Origin of the sequence: Nostoc edaphicum CCNP1411 (assembly GCF_014023275.1) — a bacterium.
GTDB classification, from domain to species: Bacteria; Cyanobacteriota; Cyanobacteriia; order Cyanobacteriales; family Nostocaceae; genus Nostoc; species Nostoc edaphicum_A.
On sequence record NZ_CP054698.1, the window covers coordinates 307,581 to 323,716 of the forward strand.

The 16,136-nt window shown below is 40.0% G+C and carries 13 protein-coding genes and 1 pseudogene; 11 read left to right on the plus strand and 3 right to left on the minus strand.

The features are described 5' to 3' along the window. Positions 1–76: 76 nt before the first annotated feature. A complete protein-coding gene (locus HUN01_RS04090) occupies positions 77–667 on the plus strand; it encodes a Crp/Fnr family transcriptional regulator (RefSeq protein ID WP_181930201.1) in 591 nt (196 codons plus the stop codon). 41 nt (positions 668–708) lie between these two features. On the opposite strand, the gene HUN01_RS04095 is transcribed toward HUN01_RS04090, so the two are convergent. Further along, complete coding sequence (locus tag HUN01_RS04095; RefSeq protein ID WP_181930202.1) at positions 709–1,353, minus strand: NIL domain-containing protein; 645 nt, start codon at positions 1,351–1,353, stop codon at positions 709–711. Between the two features lie 652 nt (positions 1,354–2,005). Beyond that, on the minus strand, positions 2,006–3,208 hold the full coding sequence (locus HUN01_RS04100; RefSeq protein ID WP_181930203.1) for a pre-peptidase C-terminal domain-containing protein: 1,203 nt from the start codon (positions 3,206–3,208) through the stop codon (positions 2,006–2,008). Positions 3,209–3,747: 539 nt separating this feature from the next. Between HUN01_RS04100 and HUN01_RS04105 the strand changes: the two genes are divergently transcribed. The 6 genes and pseudogenes from HUN01_RS04105 (at position 3,748) to HUN01_RS04130 (ending at position 10,194) form a co-directional block, all read left to right on the plus strand. Further along, positions 3,748–5,826, plus strand: a complete 2,079-nt coding sequence (locus HUN01_RS04105; protein WP_181930204.1) for a serine/threonine-protein kinase — start codon at positions 3,748–3,750, stop codon at positions 5,824–5,826. Positions 5,827–6,084: 258 nt separating this feature from the next. Further along, positions 6,085–7,338, plus strand: coding sequence for an O-antigen ligase family protein (locus tag HUN01_RS04110; protein ID WP_181930205.1), 1,254 nt, complete (start codon positions 6,085–6,087; stop codon positions 7,336–7,338). Then, complete coding sequence (locus tag HUN01_RS04115; protein ID WP_181930206.1) at positions 7,316–8,485, plus strand: glycosyltransferase family 4 protein; 1,170 nt, start codon at positions 7,316–7,318, stop codon at positions 8,483–8,485. Before HUN01_RS04110 ends, HUN01_RS04115 begins: the two co-directional genes overlap by 23 nt. Before the next feature lie 18 nt (positions 8,486–8,503). After that, on the plus strand, positions 8,504–8,695 hold the full coding sequence (locus HUN01_RS04120) for a hypothetical protein (protein ID WP_181930207.1): 192 nt from the start codon (positions 8,504–8,506) through the stop codon (positions 8,693–8,695). Between the two features lie 123 nt (positions 8,696–8,818). Next, positions 8,819–9,087, plus strand: a pseudogene (locus HUN01_RS04125) (transposase); the annotation flags it as partial. Positions 9,088–9,402: 315 nt separating this feature from the next. After that, positions 9,403–10,194 carry a PEP-CTERM sorting domain-containing protein gene (locus HUN01_RS04130; protein WP_181930208.1) on the plus strand — a complete coding sequence of 264 codons (792 nt, stop codon included), beginning with the start codon at positions 9,403–9,405 and terminating at the stop codon, positions 10,192–10,194. 343 nt (positions 10,195–10,537) lie between these two features. Here the strand turns inward: HUN01_RS04130 and HUN01_RS04135 are convergent, their stop codons facing one another. After that, on the minus strand, positions 10,538–10,690 hold the full coding sequence (locus HUN01_RS04135) for a nicotinate phosphoribosyltransferase (protein ID WP_069070042.1): 153 nt from the start codon (positions 10,688–10,690) through the stop codon (positions 10,538–10,540). Positions 10,691–11,145: 455 nt separating this feature from the next. On the opposite strand from HUN01_RS04135, the gene HUN01_RS04140 reads away from it, so the two are divergent. The 4 genes from HUN01_RS04140 (at position 11,146) to HUN01_RS04155 (ending at position 16,089) form a co-directional block, all read left to right on the plus strand. After that, positions 11,146–12,555, plus strand: coding sequence for a nicotinate phosphoribosyltransferase (locus HUN01_RS04140; RefSeq protein WP_181930209.1), 1,410 nt, complete (start codon positions 11,146–11,148; stop codon positions 12,553–12,555). A 76-nt stretch (positions 12,556–12,631) separates the two neighbouring features. Further along, complete coding sequence (locus HUN01_RS04145) at positions 12,632–13,231, plus strand: nicotinate-nucleotide adenylyltransferase (protein WP_181930210.1); 600 nt, start codon at positions 12,632–12,634, stop codon at positions 13,229–13,231. Beyond that, positions 13,192–13,938, plus strand: a complete 747-nt coding sequence (locus HUN01_RS04150) for an NUDIX hydrolase (RefSeq protein ID WP_069070045.1) — start codon at positions 13,192–13,194, stop codon at positions 13,936–13,938. Before HUN01_RS04145 ends, HUN01_RS04150 begins: the two co-directional genes overlap by 40 nt. A 402-nt stretch (positions 13,939–14,340) precedes the next feature. Further along, a complete protein-coding gene (locus tag HUN01_RS04155) occupies positions 14,341–16,089 on the plus strand; it encodes an NAD+ synthase (protein WP_181932550.1) in 1,749 nt (582 codons plus the stop codon). Positions 16,090–16,136 lie beyond the last annotated feature (47 nt).

The window sequence follows — 16,136 nt, forward strand, 5'->3', positions numbered from 1 at the left end:
AAATATCCATAGGTTCTTAGAACCTGATATAAATATAATACTACGGTTAGTTTATCGGAGAGCAGTTTTATATAATATGGTGTCTTTGTACACAAGCTTATCTAGCTCCAGCAGTAATAATACTAAGCAAATTTTTGCCCGTAGGTCATTTCTACCAGAGCATCAAAACGGACTTTGGAAGATTGAAACGGGTTTTGTCCGAACTTTTACCTATCTGGAAGATGGTACAACTGTCGCTCTGGGATTGTGGGGCCCTGGAGATGTCGTTGGTAGAACTTTGTCAAAAATAGAACCTTATCAGATGGAATGCCTAACTAAAGTTGAGGCAACAGTCTTACCTTTAGAAGAGTGGACTGAACTAACAGAAACTCTACTTGCCCATATTCAACAGGCTCAAGAATTGATGATCATTCGTAGCCATAAAAAAGTGGATACTATGCTCATCAAGCTATTGGCATGGTTATCCAAAAAGTTTGGTTCGGAAGTTGAGAAGGGACGTTTAATAGATATGCGTCTGACTCATGAAGACTTAGCAGAAATGCTCGGTTCAACTCGTGTGACTATCACTCGTGTTCTTGGGCAGTTTGAGCAAGAGGGCTTGATTGATCGTCTCTCCCTGCATCGAATTGTGTTGCGAGAAGAAGAAATTTGGTACTACGAAATTTAGATTATTTCAGCATTCTGAATTCTGGCTTCTGAATTCTTACCTTAGCGATCGCTATAAACGCTAGACAAATCTAGCCAAATCGGTAGCCCCAGTTTTTCTAAATAACTCAGGCTAGAGTACAGTTGCTTTGTTCTCCCCCATAAATCTAAGTCAAACCAGCCGTCATCTTCCGTATCGGGTTGAAGTATAGCACTGGTAATATTAACTGTTAGTCCATAACGAGAAACTAACTCGGAAATCACTGGTTCTTTGTAATAGGATTTTAATATACACAGTTGCAAGCGCAATCGATTGGTTTGACCCAGAGAAATCCACTGCTGGAATTGTTCTTGCCATTGATTTGTCAGCCATGCAGAGTCTTTGGGATTCAGTTTGCTAGCTAGATTTGGAAAAGGTAGAGAGTGTTGGTTGAGTTGAATGTGGTTTGCGATCGCTAGTTGCAACAAATTCACTCCCAATCCTTGCAAGTAAGATAGGCTATTTGTCAGCTTTTGAGGATTTCCCGAAAGTTCCAAATCAAACCAGCCATCGCTGTCACTGTCTGATGTCAGAGATGCAGCTTTGATATTGACAGTTAAACCATAACGAGACACCAGTCGAGAAATTACAGGTTGCCTGTGATACCGTTGAGGCACGAGTATTCGACTGTGGACTGAAGCAGGTTCTACAGATTTACTCTGAGACATCAGATTAATTCCAATACTATTCGGTTAAGCATTTTAAACTCAGAATTTGCAATCCACCTATTGATTCATTTGTCAACTTGACCGAAGAGGCAGGGGAGCAAGGGAGATGAGGGAGACGAGGTTAAAGGGTAAAGGGTAAAGGGTAAAGGATAAAGAAACAAACCCTTTCCCCCTTTTCCCTTCCCCTTTACCCTTCTTCATAATGCCCCTTGCCCCCTGCCCCTTGTCCTCTTCTATGACTCTTGTTCATGGTTTAAGACAATTTGATTCTATCTTTCTTGGTTGGAAACTCGCTCTGGGTGGACTTGTGTATACACGGTAGGGGGGAGCAACAAGTGCCTAAAATTACAGATTACTACTTTTAAAACATCCTCTTAGAGGATGTTTTAAAAGTTTTGAGCGAATATAATTCAATACAGTTCAGATAAGACCAAAACACTTGTAGAGAGGGCGATTTATCGCGTCTCGAAAACCTACAATTTTGTACAATTAGCCCTTAACCCAAGCGTATTGGAATATAATTTGCTACTACACAGGCAAAGTCCGCTTGTGCGGATTAACACAAAATCAAAGATTTTCAACCCACGGAGGTGGGTTTTGTCTGTATAGCCGCGATTTCTAATCGCCCAGGCTATGTTAAATAAACAACCTCTTAAAAAATAGTCAATCTATATTTACCACGTTCCTGTGGATTCTTGGAAGTTACAACTATATAGTAAGTATCATCTTCAGGCAACCTAGCTCGGTCAATTAAACCAGTGTACACACCATTTTTGTCTTTGTCTTTATCGATAGCGATCGTCTGTCCTTGAGAATTTAGCAAAGCTACATAAGGAGAAAACTCTTCATCAACACTATCTACACGAATACTAACAAGCTGATTTTTTCTCCCTTGAAAATTGGAAATATTATAAGCGCCGCCATTTTGTTTTAGAGTTGAGCTTTTAGCAGTTAATTGACCTGCTTCATCCAAAGTATAACTAGCTCTATCATTCCTCAGAGCCAAACTATAGCGACCTATCTCACCGGAATCTCGGCTAGTAACTGCAATCTTATATGTGCCGGTGACAGGCAGTCGTGCAAAAATGAATGCATCATCGCCACCACCATTTTTATCCGAAGTGCCTTTTTTGACGATGATATTATTATCAGGATCGTGCAAAAACAACAAAGGATTTAAACTCAAGTTATTTGTTCTGCGTGTGTCATTACTGCCAATCAGCCGAATTTGGACTAATTGATTTTCTCTACCCTCAAACTCATAGAAATGAAAATATCTACCTTGAGATTGAAAGTCATCCTTACTTAGAATACCCAATGCCACATCTACAAAGTTAATCTCCTTGTAAGTAGGTGTCGCAGGTTGAGAAACTGGTGGACGGTTGGCACTAGCTTGGCGACGTGTACCTGAATTAGAGCTAGCCTGACGACGTATCCCTGAATTGGAACTAGCTTGGCGACGTGTCCCTGAGTTGGAACTAGCCTGACGACGTGTCCCTGAGTTGGAACTAGCCTGACGACGTGTCCCTGAGTTCGCACTGGAACTATTGGATGTTGGCTGGGAATTTTCTGGCTGAGACGATACACGAGGAGACTGCTGTACTGGTGACTCAACAGATGTCTTCGGTCTTGGAGATATTGACGCTTGAGAAGCAGGAATTTGCTCAATTCCTTTCTTTACTGCTTCTGGTTGTCTCTCATCTGGTGATTTAGCAATAAGAAAGTCTTGATAATTTTGCGGTCTTCCCAAAGCATTGATAGGCAGCAGATGACTCGTGACCAAAAAACTACTACTCAAGCAACAAATAAAAATGCGGCTTAATTCGCGACGATACTTGTTGTTTTCTAATAGCATAATTACACTCCTAATTTTGCTGACTTTTTGTCTTTAAGTGATGGAATTATTTAATTTTCCATTTCCTGTTTCTTTCCAGCAAATAAACCTGACTTATTTTGAAGACTAAACTAAAATTTAGCCTTTGCCCGTCACCAATTTAATGTGCATCTACCATACAGCCCAAATTTTTGTCACCATTAAGCCAGAAAAACTATATGCTCAATTGAAACTTCTAAAGTAAATCTCAATTTTGTATGTATATACTGAGCTACAAACTGAAATTTCTATTTTTCGGAATTTAGCTCATATATTTGTGCAAAACTGAGGCGGATGCTGCCGGAATAATAAATTTCAAGCACAATTCGATTAGACGCCCATCAATTCGTTACAAGGCATCGCTCAAGCACAACTTTCTCCAAGTTATTTAAATTGTTCAATACCTGATGAGGTAAGGAAATTGGGGATTTGTATGGTGTCTAAGTGATATTTACTAACAAGAGAGATTATACTGCATGACTTAAAATGAATATATACCCCAATTGAAATGGATTCCCAGTATGCTCTGTTGTGTGAATCCCGATTGCCAAAAACCCCTAAATCCTGACAAAAACAACTATTGCCACAGTTGTAAAGCGGAATTAATACCCTTACTGGGAGGTCGCTATCGACCTACTCAGGTTTTGTCAGACGAAGGCGGATTTGGTAGAACCTATCTGGCGAAAGATGTACACAAACTCAATGAATGCTGTGTTGTTAAGCAATTCGCACCAAAACTTCAGGGAACTGGGCCACTAACAAAGGCCGTTGAATTATTTAAACAAGAAGCTAGCCGACTTCAAGAACTGGCAGAACACCCGCAAATTCCAACTTTATTGGCTTATTTTGAGCAAAATAGCTATCTATTTTTGGTGCAGCAGTTTATCGATGGGCAAAACTTGCTCAAAGAATGTGAAACGCGGGGAACCTATAACGAAACAGAGATTCGCCAACTTTTGCTAGATTTACTGCCGGTACTGAAGTTCATCCATCAGCGGGGAGTGATTCATCGAGATATCAAGCCACAGAATATTATTCGCCGTCACAGTGATGGGCGATTAGTGCTAATTGATTTTGGGGCTTCCAAAGTGCTGACGGCAACAGTGCAAACTAAAATGGGCACTGTTATTGGCTCACACGGTTACACTGCACTTGAGCAGATGCAAGATGGAAAAGCTTATCCAGCCAGTGATTTATTCAGTTTGGGGGCGACTTGTTTTCATCTACTGACTGGGGTTCGCCCATCTCAACTGTGGATAAAGCAAGGTTATGGTTGGGTTGCGTCTTGGCGGCAATATTTGACTAACCCAGGTAGGAATGAGATTTCTGTGTCTATAGAGTTGGGTGAAGTTTTGGATAAGCTGTTGCAACTAGAAATCCAAAAGCGTTACCAATCGGCTGATGAAGTCATCACTGACTTGACATCTCAGCTATCACCATTGTCATCAGTTCCCCCAACTATACTTACACCAACATTTACAGCTACCGCAGCAAACAAAGGGTCAGTTTCATCAAAAATAAATATCAAGCTGAAAAGTCAACTGCTGTTAGGTTCTAGCATTTTAGCGTTGGGATTAGGGGGAGTTTGGTATTTCCAGACTCGCCCCCATACAATAAGCGAATATTCTCCGTCTATTCCTGAACCTCTTTCTGAGCCTATTCAGTCCCAAAAAAGCAAAAGCGTCTCGGAAAATTATTTTCTACCCAAACCCCTCAAGGGACATTACAGCGATGTGAATTCCGTAGCTTTCAGTTCTGATGGTACAACCCTGGGTAGTGCCAGTGATGATAAGACAATCAAGCTATGGAATCTGGCAAGTGGACAGGAAATCCGCACCCTAAAAGGACATTCCAATTGGATTTGGACTGTAGGCTTCAGTCCTGATAGCAAAACCCTCGCCAGTGGTAGTGCGGACATGAAAATCAAACTGTGGAATTTGGAGACAGGAAAGTTAATCAGAACTTTGGAGGGACATAGCGACGGAATTACTTCCGTCGCTTTTAGTCCTGATGGCAAAACCCTTGCTAGTGGTAGTGCTAGTAAGGACATGAAAATCAAACTATGGAAGCTAGAGACAGGAAAGTTAATTCGCACCTTAGAAGGACATATCAATGGTGTTCCATCTGTAGTTTTCAGTCCTGATGGCAAAACCCTCGCTAGCGGTAGCTGGGACAAGACGATTAAATTGTGGAATGTGGAGACAGGAAAGTTAATCCGCACCTTAGAAGGAAATGCAGAGTCGATTCTTTCAGTCGCTTTTGCTCCCGATGGCGTCACCCTTGCCAGTGGCAGTAGAGATAAGACAATTAAATTGTGGAATGTGAAGACCGGAAAGTTAATCCACACTTTAAAGGGACATAATGATAAGGTTAATTCTGTTGCTTTTTTGCCAAGCAAAAGTTCAGATGGTGTCACCCTTATTAGTGGCAGTAGTGACAAGACAATCAAATTTTGGAATCCAGTCACAGGAAAGGAAATCCGCACTTTAGAGACGGGTTCTGGATATATTTATGCTGTTGCCATTAGCCCAGATGGACAAACTATTGCCGGTGGTGGCAGTGGTGAGAACATTCTCAAGATTTGGCAGATGATTAATTGAAAAGTGCTGATAGTGAAGATTCGGGATAGGTGTCCACTTTTTCGCATTCCATCCCATAATATTTATTTAGTTTGGCTAAAACCTCAGCTAAGTCGTAGCTTCAAGAGATGGTATTAGCGAGGACTGTTTTATGATAATATTCTTTACGTGATCAGGATTTTAGCTTAAAAAATATCACCATCCCTTTTTCAATCTACCTGCAAGTGTGGGTTGAATATAGGTTTTTTGCTGTCAAAAAATATTCACAACTAAAAGGTTATGATTAATATATTTTTCCTGCTAATACTATTTTCTTCACTTCTAGGGCGAATTAAATTTCCGGGAATAAATATTGGCATTCATTATTTATTACTTCCTGCATTTAGCTTTGGGATAATCAGTTTATCTACCAAAAATATACCAGAAATTTTAAGAAAGCATAGAATCATTTTGATATCTATCAGTCTACTGTATTTGTGGATGTGGCTCTCCTCATTCATGAGCCAGTTTCCCAATACTGCAATTCTTTATAGTATTAAATATACGACTTACTTCATATTATTTTTTGCTTTTTTAGTTCTAACTTTCAGAAATATAAAAGCCTCATATTTAACATTTTACTATCGGTGTATATTATACTTACTACAAGTAATTGCAGCTTTTGGTTTTTTAGAAGCTTTATTCCCCAATCACTGGATTTTTGAATTATTAAAATTTCCAAGTTATTATCCCCAGATTGGTTCAATCATGCAAAATCCTAATCAGTTTGGAGTAATAGTCGCCATTGGATTATGTTTGAGCCTAATTTTAGAAAAACAGAATAATATATCTAAACTTGAATTGTACATAAGCGAATTCGTTTTTCTCATTTCTCTAGCTTTATCTGCTAGCAGAAATGCTTGGTTAGTTTTGATTTTTGGGATGTTTCTTTTATTGATATATAAAATCATCAGTATTAGAAAAATGATTTTTATTATGAGCTTATGGCTTTTATGTATCGTATCCATACCAGTATCTACATATAGAATTGGTTTGGGAGATAGTAAAATATTTCCCTTAATTAATTTATTTGTAACCAATACCAATGAAATAGAGCTTCCTAGTCCTGTAGGAACAGCTTTGTCAAGGTTTTCACTTTGGCAGGCAGCTATTATTGAAACTATTAAAAGACCGATTACTGGTATAGGTGTAGGAGTTTTTGCAGAACATATAGGAGTGAAAGTTTTTGGAGTTAAAGGTTATCACGCACATAATATATTTTTAAATGTGTTGGTAGAACAAGGAGTTATTGGATTATTGTTATTTACTAATTTTTTAGTAAGAGTAGCATCTTATCTTAAATATACTAATCCTGTTACTATCATTCCAATTATGATGTTTTTAGCATCTCAAATGCCAGACTTTTTTGCTGAAGACTATACTTTTACAACTATTGAATTTTATTTTCTGGCAGCAGCTATCAATTCTCAAAAAGATTTTGTTATTGAATCAAAACCTCAAACTATTTACAATGTTCAAAAAACCCGCAATTGATAAACGTCATTTCAACTTAATATTTCCGAATATATTTGGTTTTAAGGGAGGTATCCAAGTTTACTCAACATTTTTGCTGAAAGCTTTACAAGATGTGTATCCTGATGCTGAGTATGATGTGCTTCTCAAGTATGACAAGCACAATTCAAGACAGCCACAAGACTTGCAATTTTTACCTTCAACAAGATTTCATTATTTTGGAGCTTTCCCAAGATTATTACAAACAATTTTGTTTGCCATAAACATAATTGTTTTGGCTATTTTTAAACGTCCTACTATAGTCATATCAACTCATGTTAACTATGCCGTTGCTTGTTATATTCTAAAACTTTTGACTGGGACTCCTTACTGGGTAGTTGCTCATGGCTTAGAAGTTTGGGATATTGAAAATAATGCTACAAAGTTAGCATTACAAAAAGCAGATAAAATTATTAGTGTTAGTAATTACACTCGCCAGCGCTTGCTTCAATCTAATAATATTGACTCAGATAAAGTAGTCATTTTACCTAATACGTTTGATGCCAGTCAATTTAAAATAAATCCTAAACCAACCTTTTTACTCAAACGATATAATTTAACAGATGAGCAGCCTGTAATTCTAACAGTAACGCGATTGGGACGCATGGCAAAATACAAGGGTTATGACCAAATACTTCATGCTTTGGTTAAAATCCGTTTTTATGTCCCTAATGTTCATTTTATTCTGGTAGGTAAAGGGGATGATTTACCTCGAATTAATGCTTTAGTCTCCAGTTTAAATCTACAAGATTGTGTCACTATTGCAGGGTTTGTACCAGATGAAGAATTATGCGCTCATTACAATCTCTGCGATGTTTTTGCTTTGCCTAGTAAAGGGGAAGGATTTGGTATTGTTTATCTAGAAGCTTTAGCTTGTGGTAAACCTGTGTTGGCGGGTAATCAAGATGGTTCTATAGACCCTTTGGCTGAGGGGAAGTTGGGATGTTTAGTTGATCCTGATAACGTAGAAGAAATTGCCCATAATCTAATTAAAATTCTGCAAGGAGATTGCTCTAACCCAGTAATTTATCAACCAGAGTACTTGCAACAAAAAACTATTGAGTCTTATGATTATAGTAATTTTCGTGCGAATTTAGCAAGATTAGTTGTAGATATTAGCGTCAATTAAAAGAAACATTTTGGAAAAATGGACGATTCAGTATTTGTTATATTTCTGGCTTTTGGGTGTATTTGGATTTTGATGGGAGTTGTAGGTTGGATTGCATTTTTAAAATCTGAGGGTGAGGAAATTAAGTTTGGTAAGTGGGGACTTATAGTTGCTATTCCAATCCTAATACCAATAATTGTTTCTCTTATTATTGGTGTATTTTATCATTAGTAAAAATGATATAGCGGTTTCCAATACTTTTCGGTTAAGGGGGAAAGAGGAAGGGTTTGAATTTACTTTTCCCCCTTTCTCTTTGACCTTTACCCAGGCCAAGAGAGATTGTTGGGTTTATCCAATCTGGTTAGCTACACAAGGTTTGTGGAATTGATGCCTTGGAGCTTAATATTACTGTGTAGCTTTTTGCACATACTAACAGGCATATCACGGGAATTAGCTTTATCGATTCAACTCCAATAAATGTTTGTCATAACTGTCGGGCACATTCCCATAAAGTCTTTGAAGGGTTAGTTGGATGGGGTAAAAATTCCGTGGGTTGGCATTATGGCTTTAAACTACATTTGATTATTAACGACAAAGGAGACTTACTTGCTTTTAAGCTCACTCTTGCTTGCGCTACCTCCTGCACTTTTTTAGTCCTATCGAACTCATGTTAATTTACGAACTGGTTCAGGCTAAACCTTAGAACAATTTAAATATCTTCTCATCAGGAAACGAAATTAAAATTGGGGAATGAGGTCATTGTCTCCGATACACTCCCCAAACACAAGAATAAAAATAGCGATTGATAAGGCTTTTTGTTGTCGATGAAACTTTCATTAGTAGTTTGGGAATAATAAATCGTGCCTGAGAAAAATTTTAAAGAAATCTCAGCGCATTAGGTGTGTTTTCTCATCGGCAATTCCAGGAGCAAATTGTTAATGAAAGTAAGTTCATCAGGGATTAAACTAGGTTGTGCAATTGTTAGCAGCACTTGTTTAGCAGCAGTGACAATCGCTTTAAGTGGAGCAAGTGCTTTTGCTGCTCAATTCATCACAATTCAAAGCACTGGTACATTATCAGGAACTATCGAACTTCCCAGAAACAATCCCAATTTCAATCAAAGTACTACTCGTATTGATACGGATGACACTGGAACTTATTACCGGAACTTAGGAACTAATAATAATCCTAATTATGTTCCTGTATACCAGTCAGACTATTTAAAGGTAGAAACACGCTCTGATGGAAGTCTGCATTACTTTGTTGACTTTAAAGGCATTCCAATTGTCTCGTTTGATGGTGTTCTTACATCGCCGGTTCTCTCTGGTGGTCAGTTGACTGCCTTCCTTTACCAGGGACAATTGCCAGGAACTACATTTCAAGGAGTAGTTCAGGATGAATTTAATCTCACAAAAGCCTTCTACACTGGTACTGTTATCGACCCAGACACCGGAAAACAGTATCAAGGCACTTTTGAAGTCAGTGGATATGGGGTGCGATATAGCGATCGCAATGGTAGTTCAACTCCCACAGTCTTTGATTTCCAGTCTGATATCCCAGGTTTGCCCAGTGTAACATCCTTGACCATCACTAACGCTACCTTGGCAAGTTTAAGAATCAAAGTACCTATCGATGAAACTTCTATTCCAGAACCCGCTAGCATTCTCGGAACCCTAATGGTAGCTGGTTTTGGTATTGTTTTGAAAACGAAGAAAAGACAACTCCCCTAAGCTCGATTTTATCCATTTTCGCCTTCGGGTCATCACTAGGTCATGCGATCGCTAAAAAATGCAGTTTTCCTGCATACATAACATTTAAATAAAGTCTTGGACTGGTTACTTGCACAATACACTGAGACTGCAAGATATTCATCAGTAGCCAGGATGCAGAATGAATTAAAGTAGTGGCGTATTGCAATACGCCACTACTTTTGAATAAAGGGGTTTAAGTAGCTAGCTCAATCTACAATTTAGTGGTTTTCAATTATATGGTTTGCCTGAATTCCCCGGTAATTAACCTCGTCTGAATTCTGAATTTTGACTACTGTATTCTTTTTGAACGCCGTATTAGCACCTACCAAGTATCAGCTGTACGCTTATCATAAGGCTCACCTGTAAAAGGTTGTACGCCAATAACAGGATAAGCATCATCCGTAGGGCCAAAAATCCGCATTGCAGCTTCAGAAATATATTGGGTGATGTTAGCAATGATTTGGGAAATAGCCATAATATTTGGACTCCTTATTTTTGAGTCGCTTTAATTGTGCTACCTCTACTCTAATACTGATATTTAAGGCTGGCTCTAATTCTCAATATATTGAGAATATATGCAATGTTTATTCAGATAACTTCGCAATACTTTAGCTTGTGAAAAAACCAAACTTTGCTCACTAATTTTAATTGTAACATAGTTATTTCTTCAACCCCAGTCGGGAAAAGAGCGAAGCAAAACAAACTTTCTCTTAAAGGATATTGTTTCTTTCCATTAGCCGCCCTGTGAGATTAACATTATTGCCAGCTTTTACTATTAAAAAATGTTAAGTACTTTATAAAGTTAGTATTAATTTGCCTATCAATCTACTGATATACGGCAATCTCTGAAAATATACTTGCCAGGAGTTGACATTATTTATGGTAAATATTACCATAAATAAAAGAAGCATCTTGTAAGGAAGCTCTTGCATGACCACTTTGCCAGATTTGGACTATGTATATAAACAGCAAAGCCAGCAGAACCAGGAACTAAACCTGTCTGCGGATGACTACAGCTTACTGACCGACCTTTACCAGTTGACAATGGCAGCTTGTTACACAGGTGAAGGTATAGAACAACGACGGGCAAGCTTTGAATTGTCTGTCAGAAGATTGCCAGAGGGTTTTGGTTATTTAATTGCAATGGGGCTAACGCAAGCATTGGAATATTTAGCCAAAATCCGCTTTAGTTCCGCGCAAATTGCGGCATTACAGGCAACGGGAATTTTTACTCACGCAGGCGATCGCTTTTGGTCACTTTTAGCTGAGGGAAAGTTCACGGGTGATGTTTGGGCAGTACCAGAAGGGACAGCCGTCTTTGCCAATCAACCACTGTTGCGGGTGGAAGCACCCCTTTGGCAAGCGCAATTAGTGGAAACTTACCTTCTGAATACGATTAATTACCAGACTTTGATTGCCACAAAAGCAGCACGGTTAAGGGATGTAGCGGGGGAATCAGCAACACTTTTAGAATTTGGCACAAGACGAGCATTTAGTCCGCAGGCTTCCTTGTGGGCGGCGCGGGCGGCCTTGGCAGGTGGGTTAGATTCCACCTCCAATGTGTTAGCAGCGCTACAACTGGGACAACAGCCAAGTGGTACTATGGCACACGCCTTAGTGATGGCGTTATCAGCAATAGAAGGCACTGAAGAACAGGCTTTTAGTGCATTTCATCGATATTTTCCGGGTGCGCCATTGTTGATTGATACTTACGATACCGTTGCTGCTGCCCAGCGCTTGTCCGAAAAAGTAAATTCCGGGGAAATGCAATTAACAGGAGTGAGATTGGACTCAGGAGATTTAGTTACCTTATCAAAACAGGTGCGATCGCTCCTTCCCGATGTGCCAATTTTTGCCAGTGGCGACTTAGACGAGTGGGAAATTGCCAGATTAAAAGCCGCTGGGGCCGAAATTGATGGTTACGGACTGGGAACACGACTAGTTACAGGTTCGCCCGTAAACGGAGTTTATAAACTTGTAGACATTGATGGCATCCCAGTGATGAAAGAGTCGAGTGGTAAGGTTACTTATCCAGGGCGCAAGCAGATTTTTCGCTCGTTTACGGGAGGTAAGGTAAAAGCAGACAGATTAGGACTTTTAGGTGAAAGTCTTCTAGATGAAGAACCTTTGTTGCAATTGGTAGTGCAGGAAGGTCAACGGGTGCAACCGTTAGAGTCTTTGGCAACAATTCGTCAACGTACCGCAGCCTCAGTTGCCAGTTTGCCACAACAAACACGGCTTTTGGATCATCCTGTGGCTGTAGAAGTGGAGATTTCTGAGGCGTTACGAGTATTGACTGAAGAAACTAAGAAACGTAGACGCACCAGCGGCTTGCCGTAGGCTACCGCAGAGGCACAGAGAACACATAAGTAAAAGTACTCTTTCAGTCTGTCTTAATTACGAACTACGAATTACTATGAGAGTTGCTTTGTTTGGAACGAGTGCCGATCCACCAACTGCGGGACATCAAAAAATTCTGAGTTGGTTGTCTGAGCGTTATGATTGGGTAGCAGTTTGGGCAGCGGATAATCCATTTAAGTCCCATCAAACACCCTTAGAACATCGGGCGGCAATGTTGCGATTGTTGATTGCGGATATAGACGCGCCACGGCACAATATTGCTTTGGAACAAGAATTGAGTAGCTTTAGAACACTGGAAACAGTGGAAAAAGCGAAGCTTATTTGGGGTGAAGACGCTGAATTGACGTTGATTATTGGTTCAGATTTACTGAGTCAGCTACCACGTTGGTATCGCATTGAAGATTTGTTACAGGAAGTGCAACTACTGATTGTACCGCGACCCGGATATGCAATAGATGAATCTAGTTCAGAGGTAGTGCAAAAGCTGGGAGGGAAGATTGCGATCGCTAGTCTGATCGGTCTAGATGTTTCCTCAACAGCGTACCGCGAACATGGAGATTCTGAAGCCCTCACAGCCCCTGTAGTTGCCTATATTAATCAAGAGCATTTGTACGAATGCCAGGACGTTCACAAAAAAAGATACCAACTCCGTTAAACCAACAACCTTTGGCCGATTTCAAGGTTGGTGTTGATAATGTAATTTTTTCTGTAGATACTGCCCAAAATCGGCTGTTAGTTCTACTAGTAATGCGACAGCAAGAACCATTTTTAAATCATTGGAGTCTTCCCGGTACTTTAGTGCGTCCAGGAGAGTCTTTAGAAGATGCCGCTTATCGCATTATGGCGGAGAAAATTAAGGTCAACAATCTCTACTTAGAACAACTGTATACCTTTGGCGGGCCGAATCGCGATCCACGGGAAGCAACTGATAGTTATGGCGTGCGTTATCTATCAGTTAGTTACTTTGCCCTAGTGCGATTTGAGGAAGCCGAATTAATTGCCGATCGCATGACTGGCATAGCTTGGTATCCAGTAAAACAAGTGCCACAATTAGCTTTTGACCATAATGAAATTCTGGCCTATGGCCACAGGCGATTACGAAATAAATTAGAGTACAGCCCAGTGGCTTTTGAAGTCTTGCCAGAAATGTTTACTTTGAATGATTTATATCAGTTATACGCCACAGTTTTAGGTGATAACTTTTCTGATTATTCTAATTTTCGGGCGCGTCTACTCAAGTTAGGTTTTTTATGCGATACCGGAATTAAGGTATCACGGGGTGCTGGTCGTCCAGCTAGTTTGTATAAGTTTGACGCGGAAGCCTTTGCCCCCTTAAAAGATAAACCCTTGGTGTTTATTTAATCAATCACTTGAACGTAAGTTCGATGAACCTCTCCCTCCCAGCCTCCCTTTCCGTTTCGGAAAGGGAGGAGCAACGAAAAATTAATTCAGCTTTTTGCTTGCCTCTTTGCGTCGGCTACGGTGTATACACAAGTCTAATTACCCCCCTTAATCCCCCCTTGCCAAGGGGGGAAATAGAAAATCTAGTTCCCTCCCCTTTCCAAGGGGAGGGTTAGGGTGGGGTAATTCGAGGACTGGTAGTATCGATAACTTGTGTGTACACCGTAGCTTCGTGTCTGTCGCAGAGGGGCTGGGGGAGAGGTCAAATAAGACTTGTCAAACTCACGTTACTTTGCAGAGTGCAAAGTCCTGAGTAACTTATTTTGACTCTTGACAAATGACCAATGACTAATGACAAATAATATGAAAATTGCGATCGCTCAAATTAATCCGACAATCGGTGATTTGCTTTTAAATGCCCAAAAAATTCTAGAGGCGGCACAACGCGCAGCATCTAGTGGTGCGCGTTTGTTGTTGACACCGGAACTTTCTTTATGTGGCTATCCACCAAGAGATTTATTACTAAATCCTAGTTTTGTGGAAGCAATGGGCATCACTTTACAAAACTTGGCCCAAGATTTACCACCAAATTTAGCTGTGTTGGTAGGAACTGTTGAACCGAATATCAAAGCACATATTAGTGGTGGTAAAACTTTATTTAACAGCATAGCTTTGTTAGAAAATGGCAAAGTAAAGCAAATTTTTCACAAGCGACTTTTGCCGACTTACGATGTATTTGATGAACGTCGCTATTTTGAACCAGGTTTGGAAGCTAATTATTTCACTCTAGATGATATCCATATTGGCGTAACTATTTGCGAAGATTTATGGAATGATGAGGAATTTTGGGGCAAACGTAGTTATACAGTGAATCCGATTGCTGACTTAGCAATTCTGGGTGTAGATTTGGTTGTAAATTTATCTGCTTCTCCCTACACGGTTGGCAAGCAGCAGTTTCGTGAAACAATGCTCAGGCATAGTGCAGTACGTTTTCAACAACCAATTATTTACGCTAATCAGGTTGGTGGAAATGATGATCTAATTTTTGATGGACGTAGTTTTGCTTTGAATCGTCAAGGTGAAACTATATCTCGCGCTCATGGGTTTGACACTGATTTATTAGTAGTTGAATTTGATGAAACACAGCGGGATTTACAGCTAGGTTCTGTAGAACCGATGTATGAATCGGAAGATGAAGAAATTTGGCAAGCTTTAGTTTTAGGAGCCCGAGATTACGCTCGCAAGTGTCGCTTTTCTAAAGTAGTGTTGGGTTTAAGTGGCGGGATTGACTCTGCAATAGTCGCTGCGATCGCGACAGCTGCACTTGGTAAAGAAAATGTCCTTGGTGTTCTCATGCCTTCCCCTTACAGTTCGGAGCATTCCATCAGTGATGCTTTGGCATTAGCCGAAAATTTGGGGATTAAGACTAATCTTTTACCAATTGGCGAGTTAATGCAAGGCTTTGATCAAACTTTAGGTGATTTGTTTGCGGGTACTGAGTTTGGACTGGCAGAGGAAAATATACAATCCCGGATTCGGGGTAATTTATTAATGGCGATCGCTAATAAATTTGGCTATCTGCTTTTATCTACCGGTAACAAGTCAGAAATGGCAGTTGGTTACTGTACTCTCTACGGCGATATGAATGGCGGGTTAGCAGTGATTGCAGATGTTCCTAAAACCCGTGTGTATTCACTTTGCCATTGGTTAAATCGCGATAATGAAATCATCCCGCAAAACGTCCTAACTAAAGCACCCAGCGCCGAACTCAAACCAGGTCAAGTGGATCAAGACTCTCTACCGCCCTATGAAATTTTGGACGATATTTTGCAAAGGCTGATTCACAATCACCAATCAGCAGCACAAATTGTTGCAGCCGGTCACGATCCGGTGATCGTAGACCGAGTAATCCAAATGGTAGCGCGGGCTGAATTTAAACGGCGACAAGCACCCCCCGGCTTAAAAATCACCGATCGCGCCTTTGGAACTGGTTGGCGAATGCCGATTGCTAGTAATTGGGTTGGTGTCAAAAACGCTTACCAGACTCAAACCATAGCGACACCTACCTTAGTCTGTTGGGATGGACAAGGTGCTCATCCGCAAATCAAATAATTTTTGTGGTGTATGTATCTAATAGTAAACTGTAGTCAGTACCACCC